Below are 15,689 nucleotides of genomic sequence, written 5' to 3' on the forward strand. Positions count from 1 at the left end.
CACTACAAAGGCAGGTTCTTTAAGGTAAGGAGGTGATCCAACCGCAGGTTCCCCTACGGTTACCTTGTTACGACTTCACCCCAGTCATGAATCACAAAGTGGTAAGCGCCCTCCCGAAGGTTAAGCTACCTACTTCTTTTGCAACCCACTCCCATGGTGTGACGGGCGGTGTGTACAAGGCCCGGGAACGTATTCACCGTGGCATTCTGATCCACGATTACTAGCGATTCCGACTTCATGGAGTCGAGTTGCAGACTCCAATCCGGACTACGACGCACTTTATGAGGTCCGCTTGCTCTCGCGAGGTCGCTTCTCTTTGTATGCGCCATTGTAGCACGTGTGTAGCCCTACTCGTAAGGGCCATGATGACTTGACGTCATCCCCACCTTCCTCCAGTTTATCACTGGCAGTCTCCTTTGAGTTCCCGGCCGGACCGCTGGCAACAAAGGATAAGGGTTGCGCTCGTTGCGGGACTTAACCCAACATTTCACAACACGAGCTGACGACAGCCATGCAGCACCTGTCTCAGAGTTCCCGAAGGCACCAATCCATCTCTGGAAAGTTCTCTGGATGTCAAGAGTAGGTAAGGTTCTTCGCGTTGCATCGAATTAAACCACATGCTCCACCGCTTGTGCGGGCCCCCGTCAATTCATTTGAGTTTTAACCTTGCGGCCGTACTCCCCAGGCGGTCGACTTAACGCGTTAGCTCCGGAAGCCACGCCTCAAGGGCACAACCTCCAAGTCGACATCGTTTACGGCGTGGACTACCAGGGTATCTAATCCTGTTTGCTCCCCACGCTTTCGCACCTGAGCGTCAGTCTTTGTCCAGGGGGCCGCCTTCGCCACCGGTATTCCTCCAGATCTCTACGCATTTCACCGCTACACCTGGAATTCTACCCCCCTCTACAAGACTCTAGCCTGCCAGTTTCGAATGCAGTTCCCAGGTTGAGCCCGGGGATTTCACATCCGACTTGACAGACCGCCTGCGTGCGCTTTACGCCCAGTAATTCCGATTAACGCTTGCACCCTCCGTATTACCGCGGCTGCTGGCACGGAGTTAGCCGGTGCTTCTTCTGCGGGTAACGTCAATTGCTGAGGTTATTAACCTCAACACCTTCCTCCCCGCTGAAAGTACTTTACAACCCGAAGGCCTTCTTCATACACGCGGCATGGCTGCATCAGGCTTGCGCCCATTGTGCAATATTCCCCACTGCTGCCTCCCGTAGGAGTCTGGACCGTGTCTCAGTTCCAGTGTGGCTGGTCATCCTCTCAGACCAGCTAGGGATCGTCGCCTAGGTGAGCCGTTACCCCACCTACTAGCTAATCCCATCTGGGCACATCCGATGGCAAGAGGCCCGAAGGTCCCCCTCTTTGGTCTTGCGACGTTATGCGGTATTAGCTACCGTTTCCAGTAGTTATCCCCCTCCATCAGGCAGTTTCCCAGACATTACTCACCCGTCCGCCACTCGTCAGCGAAGCAGCAAGCTGCTTCCTGTTACCGTTCGACTTGCATGTGTTAGGCCTGCCGCCAGCGTTCAATCTGAGCCATGATCAAACTCTTCAATTTAAAAGTTTGATGCTCAATGAATTAAACTTCGTAATGAATTACGTGTTCACTCGTTGAGACTTGGTATTCATTTAGTGTCCGAAGACATTAAGAATCCATGTCACTTTGAGTGCCCACACAGATTGTCTGATAAATTGTTAAAGAGCAGTGCAACGCGGCTTTCGCTCACCGTTGCGAGGTGGCGTATATTACGCTTTCCTCTTTCAGAGTCAACCCGTTATTTCAGGATTTTTTCTCTTCAGCCGACTCGGTTGTTTGTGAAGTGATTCACATGTTCCGTGTCGATGGAGGCGCATTATAGGGAGTTCTCCGCAGGCCGCAACCGCTAAATGACAGAAGAATGACTGACTGCTGCATTCCACAGCAAAACCCCGCCTTATACCTTTTTACGCACAGACTTATCCACAATGATACGAAAAAGTAAAAATGTGCGAGCGTTGCGCAAACGTTTTCGTTAAAATGCTCGCGCTTCACAAGGATGCCTCGTCAGGTGTGTTAGATGAGTTTTTCACAGGAAAATTCATCTAACGCTCTCTGTAATCGTGAAATCCAGGGGATTTACCATGCAACAACGTCGTCCAGTCCGCCGCGCTCTGCTCAGTGTTTCTGATAAAGCCGGTATCGTCGAATTCGCTCAGGCACTTTCTGCACGTGGCGTAGAGCTGCTTTCTACAGGCGGTACCGCTCGCCTGTTAGCAGATAAAGGTCTGCCGGTAACCGAAGTGTCCGATTACACCGGTTTCCCGGAAATGATGGATGGACGCGTCAAAACCCTGCACCCGAAAGTGCACGGCGGTATTCTGGGCCGTCGCGGTCAGGACGACGGCATTATGGAGCAGCACAATATTGCCCCCATCGACATGGTGGTTGTTAACCTCTACCCGTTCGCCCAGACCGTTGCCCGCGAAGGCTGTTCTCTGGAAGACGCTGTTGAGAATATCGACATCGGCGGCCCGACCATGGTGCGCTCCGCAGCCAAGAACCATAAAGATGTGGCCATCGTGGTAAAGAGCAGTGACTACAACGCCATTATTAATGAGATGGATGCCAACGAAGGGTCCCTGACGCTTGAAACGCGTTTCGATCTCGCCATCAAAGCCTTCGAGCATACCGCCGCCTACGACAGCATGATCGCCAACTATTTCGGTAGCCTGGTACCTGCCTACCACGGTGAAAGCAAAGATCCATCTGGCCGCTTCCCGCGCACGCTGAACCTGAACTTCATTAAGAAGCAGGATATGCGTTACGGTGAGAACAGCCACCAGCAGGCTGCCTTCTATATAGAAGAAGAGGTAAAAGAAGCCTCTGTAGCGACTGCCCAGCAGGTTCAGGGCAAAGCGCTCTCCTATAACAACATTGCCGATACCGACGCCGCGCTGGAATGCGTGAAAGAGTTCAGCGAGCCAGCCTGCGTTATCGTCAAGCACGCCAACCCATGCGGCGTTGCGGTAAGTGCGTCTATTCTGGAAGCTTACGATCGCGCCTACAAAACCGACCCGACCTCCGCGTTCGGCGGCATTATCGCCTTCAACCGCGAGCTGGATGCGGAAACCGCGCAGGCCATCATCTCCCGTCAGTTTGTCGAAGTGATCATCGCGCCATCAGCATCCGAAGAGGCGCTGAAAATCACCGCGGCGAAACAGAACGTGCGCGTACTGGTTTGCGGCCAGTGGGCAGAGCGCGTTCCAGGCCTGGACTTCAAGCGCGTGAACGGCGGGCTGCTGGTTCAGGACCGCGATCTGGGTATGGTGGGCGAAGCCGATCTGCGTGTCGTCACCAAACGTCAGCCAACCGAGCAGGAACTGCGTGACGCGCTGTTCTGCTGGAAAGTGGCGAAGTTCGTGAAATCCAACGCCATCGTCTACGCCAAAGAGAACATGACCATCGGAATAGGCGCAGGCCAGATGAGCCGCGTTTACTCTGCGAAAATCGCGGGTATTAAAGCAGGTGACGAAGGTCTGGAAGTCAAAGGTTCCGCCATGGCCTCTGACGCCTTCTTCCCGTTCCGCGACGGTATCGATGCGGCCGCTGCTGTGGGCATCACCTGTGTGATCCAGCCTGGCGGTTCAATCCGTGATGACGAAGTGATTGCCGCTGCCGACGAGCATGGCATCGCAATGATCTTCACCGACATGCGCCACTTCCGCCATTAATTCCCGGAGCAGAAAATGAAAGTATTAGTGATTGGTAACGGCGGGCGCGAGCACGCCCTGGCGTGGAAAGCAGCGCAGTCTCCGCAGGTTGAAACCGTCTTTGTGGCACCGGGTAACGCCGGGACCGCGCTGGAGCCCGCGCTACAGAACGTCGCCATCGGCGTAACCGACATCCCGGCGCTGCTGAGCTTTGCCCAAAACGAGAATATCGATCTGACGATTGTTGGCCCGGAAGCACCGCTGGTGATCGGCGTTGTAGATGCCTTCCGCGCCGCGGGCCTGAAAATTTTCGGCCCAACGGAAGGGGCTGCGCAGCTGGAAGGCTCAAAAGCCTTCACCAAAGATTTTCTCGCGCGTCATAACATCCCGACGGCGGAATATCAGAACTTCACCGAGGTAGAGCCTGCTCTGGCTTACCTGCGTGAAAAAGGCGCGCCCATCGTGATCAAAGCCGACGGCCTGGCTGCCGGGAAAGGCGTTATCGTGGCGATGACCCTCGAAGAAGCGGAAGCCGCCGTGCAGGATATGCTGGCGGGTAACGCCTTTGGCGACGCGGGCCACCGCATCGTGATTGAAGAGTTCCTCGACGGCGAAGAAGCGAGCTTTATCGTGATGGTTGACGGCGAGCACGTTCTGCCGATGGCGACCAGCCAGGATCACAAGCGCGTAGGCAATGCCGACACGGGGCCAAACACCGGCGGGATGGGGGCTTACTCCCCTGCTCCGGTGGTCACTGACGAAGTACACCAGCGCACCATGGACCGTATCATCTGGCCAACAGTGAAGGGGATGGCTGCGGAAGGCAATACCTACACCGGTTTCCTTTACGCAGGCCTGATGATCGACAAGCAGGGTAACCCGAAGGTGATTGAATTCAACTGCCGCTTCGGCGATCCGGAAACCCAGCCGATCATGCTGCGCATGAAGTCCGATCTGGTTGATCTGTGTCTGGCGGCGTGCGAAGGCAAGCTGGACGAGAAAACTTCCGAGTGGGACGAGCGTGCCTCTTTAGGTGTGGTGATTGCTGCGGGTGGCTATCCGGGTAGCTACAACACCGGAGATGAGATCCACGGCCTGCCGCTGGAAGAGATTGACGGTGCGAAGGTGTTCCACGCCGGTACAAAGCTCTCTGACGACGACCGCGTGCTCACCAACGGCGGTCGCGTGCTGTGTGCGACCGCGCTGGGCCAGACCGTGGCAGAGGCGCAGAAGCGCGCCTATGCGCTGATGGCGGATATTCACTGGAATGGCAGCTTCAGCCGCCAGGATATCGGCTATCGTGCCATTGCGCGGGAGCAGGGAGAGTAATTTCACACCCTCACCCTAACCCTCTCCCACAGGGAGAGGGGATTTACGTCAGAAACTCTTCTCTGTCGGCTGCCAGGTGCAGAAATCTTCATTCGCCACCAGCAACAGCTGAGAGCCTTCCGGCGCTTCCAGCCATGCCACACTCACCTCCACAGATGAATGCCGCTGACGACGCTGAATGTGTTCGGTTGCCCAGGATTCAAGCTCAGGCTTCACTGTCTGCCCTTCGCAGGTGGTCACCGTGCCGTCGGCATGCCAGCGCCCCTGGCGCAGCACCACGCGGCCCTGACGCAGCGCATCGCTGGTCTGGCGGAGTTGTTCAGCACGGTAGCGGTAGAGAGCGACCTGATCGCTGGAAAGCTGCTGTTTCAGTCCACTGACCTCATGCTGCATAAAGCTCAGCTCGCCGTGGTCGTCGAAACGCACCTTCACGTGTTCGGGAGTCTTACTGTAGATATTCAGTTCAATGAGCGACAGCGCATCGCCCTGCCAGCGGTATTCTGCGGTCGAGGTGTTGCCGTTATGCCACGGGCTGAATGCGGTGAGCATATGGACTTCATCGCTGGAATCTTTGCGCCAGATCCTGACCGCACCCTGGTTGTCAGCATAGCCGCTGGCGGTAAACGGGGGGAGTGAGGAATCATGGCTACAGGCAGACAGCAACAGTACGCCTGCCAGCGCGAGCGTTCCACGCCAGAATGACAAAAGGGGCGTTGCCGCCCCTTCGTTAAAACTGTTCACTGCCACGCGTCTTACTTAACTGCGTCTTTCAGTGCTTTACCAGAAACAAATGCCGGCACGTTAGCTGCGGCGATTTTGATTTCTTTACCGGTCTGCGGGTTGCGGCCAGTACGCTCAGCGCGGTGGTTCACTTTGAAGGTACCGAAACCAACCAGTTGTACAGCATCGCCTTCTTTCAGAGACTCAGTAATAGCAGCCAGGGTAGATTCCAGAGCAGCTTTAGCCTGCACTTTAGACAGATCAGCCTTGTCCGCAATTACATCAATCAGTTGAGTCTTGTTCATAAGTTATCCTTTCAATGTGTTTATCGCTTGCTAAGCATCGAGTGCGACGAAAATGCCAAAAAAGCACTCTCCTGCATACACGCACCGATAGCCACTTTTTTTCGCCCCCCAAATGTAGACCAGACGGGGGGCGAAAGGGAAGAGTCGAGGAGTGACAAAACAGGCGTTAAATCACGTTTTGTTGTCTCATTGGTTAAAAATTATACCAATATTGCTCTCACCGGCCTCGCGAAGGTCCGCGCGAAGCCCTTTGATCAGCTCAATATCACGTTCTTCACACTCCGCCAGCAGACGGAAAATTTCCCACTGAATATCCCATTCCTGTTCAACCGCCGGGTTAGCACGCAGCTCCTCGTCGGTCATTTCACGGCCTTCCTGGGTCATTTCCAGCATCGCAACAGTGGTAATGGATGCCTTACTGACTTCAATGGCGTGTTCCAGGGTTTCACCGCTCAGACGGGAGTGGATCAGCTCGCTCAACGCCACACAGGCATCAATGGCCGGGTAGACGCCATACAGGTCGAAATCATCCGCAGCCGGAATAGCCTCTTCCAGCTTTTCGAGCTGAGAGTCAAAATTTACCTTCGCATCTTTGACCGTCAGCGTCTCCCAGATTAAATCCAGGATACGACGATAAATCTGGCCTTCGCCAAACGCCGTCTGCTTGCAGAACGCGGCATAGTTGGGATACATGCGCTCGCACAGGCAAGCCATAAACGTCACGTGCTGCCAGCTTTCCAGCTTCTCAAGGCGCAGATGAATCGGGTTTTGTAACATGATGATGTCTCGAATCGAAAATTAGCCGCAGTTTACCTGAATCACGGCTGAATTTCCTGCCAACGAATGAATGCCGGACGTGAAGAGGCCACGGCGTCAGCCCAGCGGGTTGGCTCCGGTAAACGGTAGCCCTTCATACAGCGTTGCACCCACGCCAGTGCGCTATCCATGCTGACCCGATGCCCGGTGGCGATAAACAACGGGTTGCAGCGCGCTTTACTGCGCCAGACCCACGCCAGCTGCTCGCCTTTATGGATAAGCGGCGCCAGCGCGCCCGGTTCGGCAGAGAGCGGCTCAAACGCGCCGCACAGGCGTTTTTTCGCCACGCCGATGGTCGGCACGTCCACCAGCAGACCAAAGTGGCTGGCGACGCCTAAGCGACGCGGATGGGAGATACCATGCCCATCAACAAACAGCAGATCGGGTTTTCGCGAGAGGTGCTCCCACGCGGCCAGCAGCGCGGGATATTCGCGGAAGGAGAGAAAGCCGGGGATATAGGGCATGGTAGTGGCGATACGCGCCACCTTGTACTCCACCAGCTCCAGCGAAGGGTATTTCAGCACCACCATCGCCGCTCGCGTCACTTCACCGCCCTGCTCAAATCCGACGTCCGCCCCGCCAATGTACCGCGGAGGGTCCGTATCCAGACGATCCTCGCGGATCACTGATGAAGCCAGTTCGATTTGCTGAGCGCGTAGCGACGCGAGATCCATAACCACTCCTTACTTATGATACTGGGCAGAAAGCCGATGCACCGCCTCCACAAATACGCCAGCGTGTTCTGGCGGTACATCCTGATGAATACCGTGACCGAGGTTGAAGACGTGGCCTTCGCCCTGGCCGAAACCAGACAGTATAGTCGACACTTCTTCTTCGATACGGGCAGGCTGCGCATAGAGCATGGACGGATCCATGTTGCCCTGGAGCGCTACTTTGTCCCCCACGCGACGGCGCGCATCGGCTATATCGGTGGTCCAGTCGAGGCCCAGCGCGTCGCAGCCGGTGGCCGCCATCGCTTCCAGCCACTGACCGCCGCCTTTGGTAAACAGCGTCACCGGCACGCGACGGCCTTCGTTTTCACGCAGCAGGCCATCGACAATTTTGTGCATGTAGTACAGGGAGAACTGCTGATAATCACGTCCGGTCAGCACGCCGCCCCAGGTGTCGAAAATCATCACCGACTGCGCGCCCGCTTTAATCTGCGCGTTGAGATAGAGCGTGACGCTCTTCGCCAGCTTGTCGAGCAGGGCATGCAGGGCCAGCGGCTCGGCGTACATCATCTTTTTGATGACGGTAAAGGCTTTGCTGCTGCCGCCTTCCACCATGTAGGTGGCCAGCGTCCACGGACTACCGGAGAAGCCTATCAGCGGCACGTCGCCTTTCAGTTCGCGGCGAATGGTGCGCACGGCGTTCATCACATAGCCCAGCTCGCCTTCAGGATCGGGGATCGGCAGCTTATCAACGTCAGCTTTGCTTTTGATCGGAGAGGTAAAACGCGGGCCTTCTCCGGTTTCGAAATAGAGCCCAAGGCCCATCGCATCCGGAATGGTGAGAATGTCCGAAAAAAGAATGGCGGCATCGAGCGGGAAGCGGCGCAGCGGCTGGAGCGTCACTTCACAGGCCAGCTCGGCGTTTTTGCACAGCGACATAAAATCGCCTGCCTGCGCGCGCGTGGCTTTGTACTCTGGCAGATAGCGTCCCGCCTGGCGCATCATCCACACCGGGGTGACATCAACGGGCTGGCGCAGCAGCGCACGCAGATAACGATCGTTCTTCAGTTCGGTCATTTTGCAGTTCCTTATTGCGTCAGTCCGTCAGTGTAACACTACTCATACTCGGCCCGACACATTGCCACGGTATCTTCTATCAGGCGACGCGCCACCGTTCCCGGTGGGGGCAGCAGCGGTAAATCGTCGTAGCGATACCAGTTCGCCTCCAGCAGCTCTTTCTGATCGATAACAATCTCGCCGCTGTCGTATTCCGCCATAAACGCGGTCATCAGGGACATCGGGAACGGCCACGGCTGCGATGTCACATAGCGCAGGTTTTTCACCTTAATGCCGCTCTCCTCCATCACCTCGCGCGCCACCGCCTGTTCCAGCGTTTCGCCGACTTCCACGAACCCGGCGAGGACGGTGTGAATGCCGTTGCGATGGCGGGTATGCTGCGCCAGCAGGATGGAATCATCACGGCGGATGGCGACAATGATGCACGGTGCGATTTGCGGGTAATAGCGTTCACGGCAGTGGCCGCAGAGCATTGCCCACTCGGTTTTGCTCGGGTGCATGGTGTGGCCGCAGTAGCCGCAGTATTTGTGCGAGCGGTAAAACTCCGCCAGCTGCACGCCGCGCCCCGCCAGCTGGAACAGGCCGACATCCCGATCCAACACCTGACGAACGGATCCCATATCCTGACGACGAGCCTGTTGGATCAACCATACCGGATCGCCCTGCCACTCGCCGATCCGCAGCGCCGGTTGGCCGACGAGATCGAAGATGTCTGCCGCACCGTAGGGTATCTCCCCACCGGGCAGCCATAATTTTTGTTCGTGACTGACGATCCACCAACCCAGATCTGATTTTTCAATAATACGATCCATATCTATTGCACTACCTTCGCTTCACTGACATGTTGTTAGCATTATGGTTACATTTTGGATAAGCAGATCCCATTCTAAACCTTATGGAGTCGACCATGTTAAACCAGCTGGAAAGCCTGACTGAGCGCGTTGGAGGAAGTAACACCCTGGTGGATCGCTGGCTACATGTGCGCAAGCATCTACTCGTGGCGTATTACAATCTGGTTGGTCTTAAGCCTGGCAAAGAATCCTTTATGCGGCTGAATGAAAAAGCGCTGGACGACTTCTGTCAGAGCCTGGTCGACTACCTTTCCGACGGCCATTTCAACCTTTATGAACGCATTATCCGCGAAATGGAAGGGACAACGCCGTATTTAGCGGCCAGCAAACTCTGTCCGCTGCTGGAAGCCAACACCCAGCAGATCATGGACTATTACGATTCCACGCTAGAGAACGCTATCGATCACGATAACTATCTTGAGTTTCAGCAGGCGCTTTCCGACCTTGGCGAAGCGCTGGAAGAGCGATTCACGCTGGAAGACAAGCTCATCGCCCTCGTGCTGGACAACAACCTGAATATCAGCACCAGCGATAACGTTGCGCGCCCTGCTTGAGTTCTTAATCGTTAACGAGTAATTTACAACCATTCGCCCCTCTCACGAGGGGGATTTTTCTTGTCGGAGTGCCCAGTGTGAAAGCACGGGCTGAGACCGTTAATTCGGGATCCGCGGAACCTGATCAGGTTAATACCTGCGAAGGGAACAAGAGTCACACTGCTGTTGTATCGCCCCTGAGGTGATCTTCTCTTGCTTCATCCGTCGTCTGACAAGCCATGTCCTTCACATCTGGAATGAGCTATGTCTACAACAAAACTGACCCGCCGCGAACAGCGCGAACACGCACAACGCTTCATCGACACCCTGGAAGGCACCGCTTTCCCGAACTCAACGCGCATCTACATCACCGGTTCACAGGCTGATATCCGCGTGCCGATGCGCGAAATCCAGCTCAGCCCGACGCTTATCGGCGGCAGCAAAGAAAACCCGCAGTTTGAAGACAACGAAGCCGTGCCGGTGTATGACACCTCCGGCCCGTACGGCGACCCTTCTGTTGCTATCAACGTACAGCAGGGTCTGGCAAAACTGCGCCAGCCGTGGATTGACGCCCGTAACGACTGCGAAGAACTGAGCGTGCGCAGCTCGGCGTATACCAACGCGCGCCTGGCCGACGACGGTCTGGACGAGCTGCGCTTTACCGGCCTGCTGACGCCGAAACGCGCTAAAGCGGGCAAATGCGTCACCCAGCTGCACTACGCGCGCCAGGGTATCGTCACGCCGGAGATGGAGTTCATCGCCATCCGCGAAAACATGGGCCGCGAGCGCATCCGCAGCGAAGTGCTGCGCCACCAGCATCCGGGTGAAGGGTTTGGCGCTCGCCTGCCGGAAAACATCACGCCGGAATTTGTGCGTGACGAAGTGGCCGCCGGGCGCGCCATTATCCCCGCCAACATCAACCACCCGGAATCCGAGCCGATGATTATCGGCCGCAACTTCCTGGTGAAGGTCAACGCCAACATCGGCAACTCAGCGGTGACGTCATCCATCGAAGAAGAGGTGGAAAAGCTGGTCTGGTCGACGCGCTGGGGCGCGGACACGGTGATGGACCTTTCCACGGGCCGCTATATTCACGAAACCCGCGAGTGGATCCTGCGTAACAGCCCGGTGCCGATCGGTACCGTCCCGATTTATCAGGCGCTGGAGAAGGTAAACGGCATCGCCGAAAACCTCACCTGGGAAGCGTTCCGCGACACGCTGCTGGAGCAGGCCGAGCAGGGCGTGGACTACTTCACCATCCACGCGGGCGTGCTGCTGCGCTACGTGCCGATGACGGCGAAACGTCTGACCGGTATCGTCTCACGCGGCGGTTCGATTATGGCGAAATGGTGCCTTTCCCATCATCAGGAAAACTTCCTCTACGAGCACTTCCGCGAAATCTGCGAAATTTGCGCCGCTTACGACGTCTCCCTGTCGCTGGGCGACGGCCTGCGCCCGGGCTCCATCCGCGATGCTAACGACGAGGCGCAGTTTGCCGAGCTGCACACGCTGGGCGAGCTGACCAAAATCGCCTGGGAGTACGACGTGCAGGTGATGATTGAAGGCCCGGGCCATGTGCCGATGCAGATGATCCGTCGCAACATGACCGAAGAGCTGGAGCACTGCCACGAAGCACCGTTCTACACCCTGGGGCCGCTGACCACCGATATTGCGCCGGGATACGACCACTTCACGTCAGGCATTGGCGCGGCGATGATCGGCTGGTTCGGTTGCGCCATGCTCTGCTATGTGACGCCGAAAGAGCACCTCGGGCTGCCAAACAAAGAGGACGTGAAGCAGGGGCTGATCACCTACAAGATTGCCGCCCACGCGGCGGATCTGGCGAAAGGCCATCCGGGCGCGCAAATCCGCGACAACGCCATGTCCAAAGCGCGCTTTGAATTCCGCTGGGAAGACCAGTTTAACCTGGCCCTCGATCCGTTCACCGCCCGCGCCTATCACGACGAAACCCTGCCGCAGGAATCGGGCAAAGTTGCGCACTTCTGCTCCATGTGCGGACCTAAATTCTGCTCGATGAAAATCAGCCAGGAAGTACGCGATTACGCCGCCGCGCAGACCATTGAAGTCGGCATGGCGGACATGTCGGAAACCTTCCGCGCGAAAGGCGGCGAAATCTACCTCAAAAAGGAGGAGGCGTAATGTACCAGCCCGATTTCCCCTCCGTGCCCTTCCGCTTAGGGCTTTACCCGGTGGTGGACAGCGTGGAGTGGATCGCCCGCCTGCTGGAAGCTGGCGTTCGCACCCTCCAGCTACGCATTAAGGATAAACGCGATGAAGAGGTGGAGGCCGACGTGATCGCCGCTATCGCGCTGGGACGTCGCTACCACGCCCGCCTGTTTATCAACGACTACTGGCGGCTGGCGGTTAAACACCAGGCGTACGGCGTGCATCTGGGACAGGAAGATCTGGAAACGACCGATCTCAACGCGATCCGTGACGCCGGTCTGCGGCTGGGCGTTTCTACCCACGATGATATGGAGATCGACGTGGCGCTGGCGGCCCGCCCCTCTTACATCGCGCTCGGGCACGTCTTCCCGACGAAAACCAAACAGATGCCGTCCGCTCCACAGGGTTTGACGCAGCTGGCGGCCCACGTTAAGCGCCTTGCCGATTACCCCACCGTTGCCATCGGCGGGATCAGCCTTGAACGTGCGCCCGCGGTGCTGGAGACCGGCGTCGGCAGTATCGCCGTCGTCAGCGCTATCACCCAGGCGGCAGACTGGCAGGCCGCCACCGCACAGCTTTTACAACTGGCAGGAGCAGGTGATGAAAGATCGTGATTTTATGCGTTACAGCCGCCAGATCCTGCTGGAGGATATCGCCATCGAGGGGCAGCAAAAGCTGCTCGCCAGCCGGGTACTGATTGTCGGTCTGGGCGGATTAGGCACCCCCGCCGCGCTGTATCTGGCCGGCGCGGGCGTGGGCACGCTGGTGCTGGCCGATGACGACGAGGTACATCTCAGCAATCTGCAACGGCAAATTCTCTTTACGACAGAAGATATCAACCAGCCTAAAGCGCACGTTACGCGCCAGCGGCTGAACCAGCTTAACCCCGATATCGAACTGGTCGCACTCCAGACGCGGCTGAGCGGGGAAGATCTGCAACGCGAAGTGGCCCTTGCCGACGTGGTGCTGGACTGTACGGACAATATGGCGACACGTCAGGCCATCAACGCGGCCTGTGTTGCGCAGAACACGCCGCTGATCACCGCCAGCGCGGTCGGTTTCGGTGGGCAAATAATGGTGCTTACGCCGCCGTGGGCACAGGGCTGCTACCGCTGCCTGTGGCCGGACGAGGCTGAACCGGAGCGTAACTGCCGCACGGCAGGCATTCTGGGCCCGGTGGTGGGCGTGATGGGTACTCTTCAGGCGCTGGAGGCCATCAAGTTGCTCAGCGGCATGGAGACAGAACGCAACACGCTGCGGCTGTTCGACGCCCGCTCCAGCGGCTGGCGTCATCTGGCGTTAAACCGTGCCAGCCACTGCCCGGTATGCGGAGGCCGCAATGCGCATTCTGTTTAACGATGAGCCGATGACGTGCGACGACGATCTCACCGTTGCCGCCCTGCTCGACATGCTGCGCCAGCTGAAGCCGGGAACGGCGCTGGCGCTCAATCAACAGATCCTGCCGCGCGAGCGGTGGGAACATCAGCAGGTCAATGAGGGCGACCAGATCCTGCTGTTTCAGGTTATCGCAGGGGGCTGAGATGTTACGTATTGCCGACAAAGTCTTTGATTCACATCTGTTTACCGGAACCGGAAAATTCGCCTCCCCGCAACTGATGGTGGATGCCATTCGTGAAAGCGGCAGCCAGCTGGTGACGCTGGCGATGAAGCGCGTGGATCTGCGTCAGCACAACGATGCCATACTTGCGCCGTTACTGGAGGCAGGCGTGACGCTCTTACCAAATACCTCCGGTGCGAAAACGGCCGAGGAAGCAATTTTCGCTGCGCAACTGGCGCGGGAAGCGCTCGGCACCCGCTGGCTGAAGCTGGAAATTCATCCGGACGCCCGCTGGCTGTTGCCCGATCCGATCGAAACCCTGAAAGCGGCAGAGAAGCTGGTGCAGCAGGGATTCACCGTTCTGCCCTACTGTGGTGCCGACCCCGTGCTCTGTAAGCGTCTGGAAGAGGTCGGCTGCGCGGCCGTAATGCCGCTGGGCGCCCCCATTGGCTCCAACCAGGGGCTGGAGACCCGCGCGATGCTGGAAATCATTATTGAGCAGGCGACCGTGCCCGTGGTGGTGGATGCGGGCATCGGCGTACCCAGTCACGCCGCGCAGGCGCTGGAGATAGGGGCCGATGCGGTGCTGGTCAATACCGCGATTGCGGTGGCCGACGACCCGGTGATGATGGCGCGTGCGTTCCGCCTTGCCGTGGAGTCCGGTCTGCTGGCTCGGCAGTCCGGCCCCGGCTCGCGCAGTGTTCAGGCGCAGGCCACCAGCCCGCTGACCGATTTTCTGGAGGCGCTCTGATGGCTACCTTTACCGATCGCTGGCGTCAGCTTAACTGGGACGATATTGCCTTACGCATCAACAGTAAAACCTCTGCGGACGTAGAGCGGGCATTAACAGCCAAACATTTGACGCGCGAGGATTTGATGGCCCTGCTTTCTCCGGCAGCCAGCGCGTACCTTGAACCGATGGCCCAGCGCGCGCAACGCCTCACCCGCCAGCGTTTTGGCAACACGGTGAGCTTTTACGTGCCGCTCTATCTTTCTAATCTGTGCGCCAATGACTGCACCTACTGTGGTTTCTCCATGAGCAACCGTATTAAGCGTAAAACGCTGGATGAGCATGAGATCGCCCGCGAGTGTGCGGCTATTCGTGAGATGGGTTTTGAACATCTCCTGCTGGTGACGGGTGAACATCAGGGCAAAGTGGGGATGGACTATTTTCGCCAGCATCTTCCGGCCATCCGCCGCGAATTTGCCTCGTTGCAAATGGAAGTGCAGCCTCTGTCGCAGGAGGAATATGCGGAGCTGAAAACCCTCGGGCTGGACGGCGTAATGGTTTATCAGGAAACCTACCATGAGGCGACCTATGCCCGGCATCACCTGAAAGGGAAGAAGCAGGATTTCATCTTCCGGCTGGAAACGCCGGACAGGCTGGGGCGCGCCGGTATCGATAAAATTGGGCTGGGCGCGCTTATCGGTCTGTCCGACAGCTGGCGGGTGGACTGCTATATGGTGGCGGAGCATCTGCTGTGGCTACAGCAGCAGTACTGGCAAAGCCGCTATTCCATCTCTTTCCCGCGGCTGCGTCCCTGTACGGGAGGCGTTGAACCCGCCTCGCTGATGGATGAGCGCCAGCTGGTGCAAACCCTGTGTGCATTTCGCCTGTTCGCGCCGGAAGTGGAATTGTCGCTCTCCACGCGTGAATCCCCCGCGTTTCGCGACCGCGCGATCCCGCTGGCGATCAATAACGTCAGCGCCTTTTCCAAAACGCAGCCGGGCGGTTACGCGGACGATCACCCGGAACTGGAACAGTTTGCACCGCACGACGGCCGACGGCCCGAAGCGGTGGCGGAAGCCCTGACTGCACAGGGGCTCCAGCCGGTGTGGAAAGACTGGGATAGCTGGCTGGGAAGAGCCTCGCATTAGCGCTGAAACTGTCTGCAAAAATGCGAAAAGGTTACGAGGCGGCTCGTAAGATCATAACCGGGCGA

The 15,689-nt window shown here is 57.6% G+C and carries 15 protein-coding genes, 1 rRNA gene and 1 riboswitch; of the genes, 9 read left to right on the forward strand and 7 right to left on the reverse strand.

Features of this window, described 5'->3' with window-relative positions:
- Positions 1–25: 25 nt before the first annotated feature.
- Positions 26–1,567: ribosomal RNA gene (locus SK54_RS00535) — 16S ribosomal RNA — on the reverse strand.
- A gap of 563 nt (positions 1,568–2,130) precedes the next feature.
- Here SK54_RS00535 and purH point away from each other — a divergent pair.
- Positions 2,131–3,720, forward strand: a complete 1,590-nt coding sequence (gene purH, locus SK54_RS00540) for a bifunctional phosphoribosylaminoimidazolecarboxamide formyltransferase/IMP cyclohydrolase (protein WP_023295751.1) — start codon at positions 2,131–2,133, stop codon at positions 3,718–3,720.
- Between the two features lie 15 nt (positions 3,721–3,735).
- Positions 3,736–5,028 (forward strand): phosphoribosylamine--glycine ligase, encoded by a 1,293-nt coding sequence (gene purD, locus SK54_RS00545; RefSeq protein ID WP_015569963.1) that lies wholly within the window; start codon positions 3,736–3,738, stop codon positions 5,026–5,028.
- Between the two features lie 48 nt (positions 5,029–5,076).
- Here the strand turns inward: purD and SK54_RS00550 are convergent, their stop codons facing one another.
- From SK54_RS00550 to nudC, 6 genes are all read right to left on the reverse strand, one after another.
- The gene (locus tag SK54_RS00550) at positions 5,077–5,769 is read right to left on the reverse strand and encodes a DUF1481 domain-containing protein (RefSeq protein WP_017384076.1); all 693 of its coding nucleotides are present in this window, start codon (positions 5,767–5,769) and stop codon (positions 5,077–5,079) included.
- An 11-nt stretch (positions 5,770–5,780) separates the two neighbouring features.
- On the reverse strand, positions 5,781–6,053 hold the full coding sequence (hupA, locus tag SK54_RS00555; protein WP_002445246.1) for a nucleoid-associated protein HU-alpha: 273 nt from the start codon (positions 6,051–6,053) through the stop codon (positions 5,781–5,783).
- A 186-nt stretch (positions 6,054–6,239) separates the two neighbouring features.
- Entirely contained in the window at positions 6,240–6,830 is a 591-nt protein-coding gene (locus tag SK54_RS00560) for a YjaG family protein (RefSeq protein WP_003862310.1), read from the reverse strand.
- Between the two features lie 41 nt (positions 6,831–6,871).
- Positions 6,872–7,543, reverse strand: coding sequence for a deoxyribonuclease V (gene nfi, locus SK54_RS00565; protein ID WP_048246566.1), 672 nt, complete (start codon positions 7,541–7,543; stop codon positions 6,872–6,874).
- 9 nt (positions 7,544–7,552) lie between these two features.
- Positions 7,553–8,617, reverse strand: a complete 1,065-nt coding sequence (hemE, locus tag SK54_RS00570) for a uroporphyrinogen decarboxylase (RefSeq protein ID WP_022650209.1) — start codon at positions 8,615–8,617, stop codon at positions 7,553–7,555.
- A 38-nt stretch (positions 8,618–8,655) separates the two neighbouring features.
- Positions 8,656–9,429 (reverse strand): NAD(+) diphosphatase, encoded by a 774-nt coding sequence (gene nudC / locus SK54_RS00575; RefSeq protein WP_015569966.1) that lies wholly within the window; start codon positions 9,427–9,429, stop codon positions 8,656–8,658.
- Between the two features lie 95 nt (positions 9,430–9,524).
- Between nudC and SK54_RS00580 the strand changes: the two genes are divergently transcribed.
- The 7 genes from SK54_RS00580 (at position 9,525) to thiH (ending at position 15,624) form a co-directional block, all read left to right on the forward strand.
- Entirely contained in the window at positions 9,525–10,022 is a 498-nt protein-coding gene (locus SK54_RS00580) for an Rsd/AlgQ family anti-sigma factor (RefSeq protein ID WP_017384077.1), read from the forward strand.
- Positions 10,023–10,076: 54 nt separating this feature from the next.
- A riboswitch (TPP riboswitch) is annotated at positions 10,077–10,186 on the forward strand.
- Between the two features lie 79 nt (positions 10,187–10,265).
- The gene (thiC, locus tag SK54_RS00585) at positions 10,266–12,161 is read left to right on the forward strand and encodes a phosphomethylpyrimidine synthase ThiC (protein WP_015569968.1); all 1,896 of its coding nucleotides are present in this window, start codon (positions 10,266–10,268) and stop codon (positions 12,159–12,161) included.
- Entirely contained in the window at positions 12,161–12,802 is a 642-nt protein-coding gene (gene thiE / locus SK54_RS00590; RefSeq protein WP_032646852.1) for a thiamine phosphate synthase, read from the forward strand. Before thiC ends, thiE begins: the two co-directional genes overlap by 1 nt.
- On the forward strand, positions 12,789–13,544 hold the full coding sequence (thiF, locus tag SK54_RS00595) for a thiazole biosynthesis adenylyltransferase ThiF (RefSeq protein ID WP_023302918.1): 756 nt from the start codon (positions 12,789–12,791) through the stop codon (positions 13,542–13,544). Before thiE ends, thiF begins: the two co-directional genes overlap by 14 nt.
- Positions 13,528–13,728, forward strand: coding sequence for a sulfur carrier protein ThiS (thiS, locus tag SK54_RS00600; RefSeq protein WP_015569971.1), 201 nt, complete (start codon positions 13,528–13,530; stop codon positions 13,726–13,728). Before thiF ends, thiS begins: the two co-directional genes overlap by 17 nt.
- A 1-nt stretch (position 13,729) precedes the next feature.
- On the forward strand, positions 13,730–14,497 hold the full coding sequence (gene thiG / locus SK54_RS00605; protein ID WP_015569972.1) for a thiazole synthase: 768 nt from the start codon (positions 13,730–13,732) through the stop codon (positions 14,495–14,497).
- A complete protein-coding gene (gene thiH, locus SK54_RS00610; protein WP_015569973.1) occupies positions 14,497–15,624 on the forward strand; it encodes a 2-iminoacetate synthase ThiH in 1,128 nt (375 codons plus the stop codon). The genes thiG and thiH overlap by 1 nt, the downstream gene beginning before the upstream one ends.
- The last annotated feature ends 65 nt before the right edge of the window (positions 15,625–15,689 follow it).

Source organism: Enterobacter sp. MGH120 (assembly GCF_001037725.1).
Lineage (GTDB): Bacteria > Pseudomonadota > Gammaproteobacteria > Enterobacterales > Enterobacteriaceae > Enterobacter > Enterobacter hormaechei_C.

Coding starts and splice junctions, on each gene's coding strand:
- thiH (WP_015569973.1), top strand. CDS start 14,497: ATGGCTACCTTTACCGATCGCTGGCGTCAGCTTAACTGGGACGATATT.
- nudC (WP_015569966.1), bottom strand. CDS start 9,429: ATGGATCGTATTATTGAAAAATCAGATCTGGGTTGGTGGATCGTCAGT.
- thiC (WP_015569968.1), top strand. CDS start 10,266: ATGTCTACAACAAAACTGACCCGCCGCGAACAGCGCGAACACGCACAA.
- SK54_RS00560 (WP_003862310.1), bottom strand. CDS start 6,830: ATGTTACAAAACCCGATTCATCTGCGCCTTGAGAAGCTGGAAAGCTGG.
- SK54_RS00580 (WP_017384077.1), top strand. CDS start 9,525: ATGTTAAACCAGCTGGAAAGCCTGACTGAGCGCGTTGGAGGAAGTAAC.
- thiS (WP_015569971.1), top strand. CDS start 13,528: ATGCGCATTCTGTTTAACGATGAGCCGATGACGTGCGACGACGATCTC.
- hemE (WP_022650209.1), bottom strand. CDS start 8,617: ATGACCGAACTGAAGAACGATCGTTATCTGCGTGCGCTGCTGCGCCAG.
- nfi (WP_048246566.1), bottom strand. CDS start 7,543: ATGGATCTCGCGTCGCTACGCGCTCAGCAAATCGAACTGGCTTCATCA.
- thiE (WP_032646852.1), top strand. CDS start 12,161: ATGTACCAGCCCGATTTCCCCTCCGTGCCCTTCCGCTTAGGGCTTTAC.
- thiF (WP_023302918.1), top strand. CDS start 12,789: ATGAAAGATCGTGATTTTATGCGTTACAGCCGCCAGATCCTGCTGGAG.
- purH (WP_023295751.1), top strand. CDS start 2,131: ATGCAACAACGTCGTCCAGTCCGCCGCGCTCTGCTCAGTGTTTCTGAT.
- thiG (WP_015569972.1), top strand. CDS start 13,730: ATGTTACGTATTGCCGACAAAGTCTTTGATTCACATCTGTTTACCGGA.
- hupA (WP_002445246.1), bottom strand. CDS start 6,053: ATGAACAAGACTCAACTGATTGATGTAATTGCGGACAAGGCTGATCTG.
- purD (WP_015569963.1), top strand. CDS start 3,736: ATGAAAGTATTAGTGATTGGTAACGGCGGGCGCGAGCACGCCCTGGCG.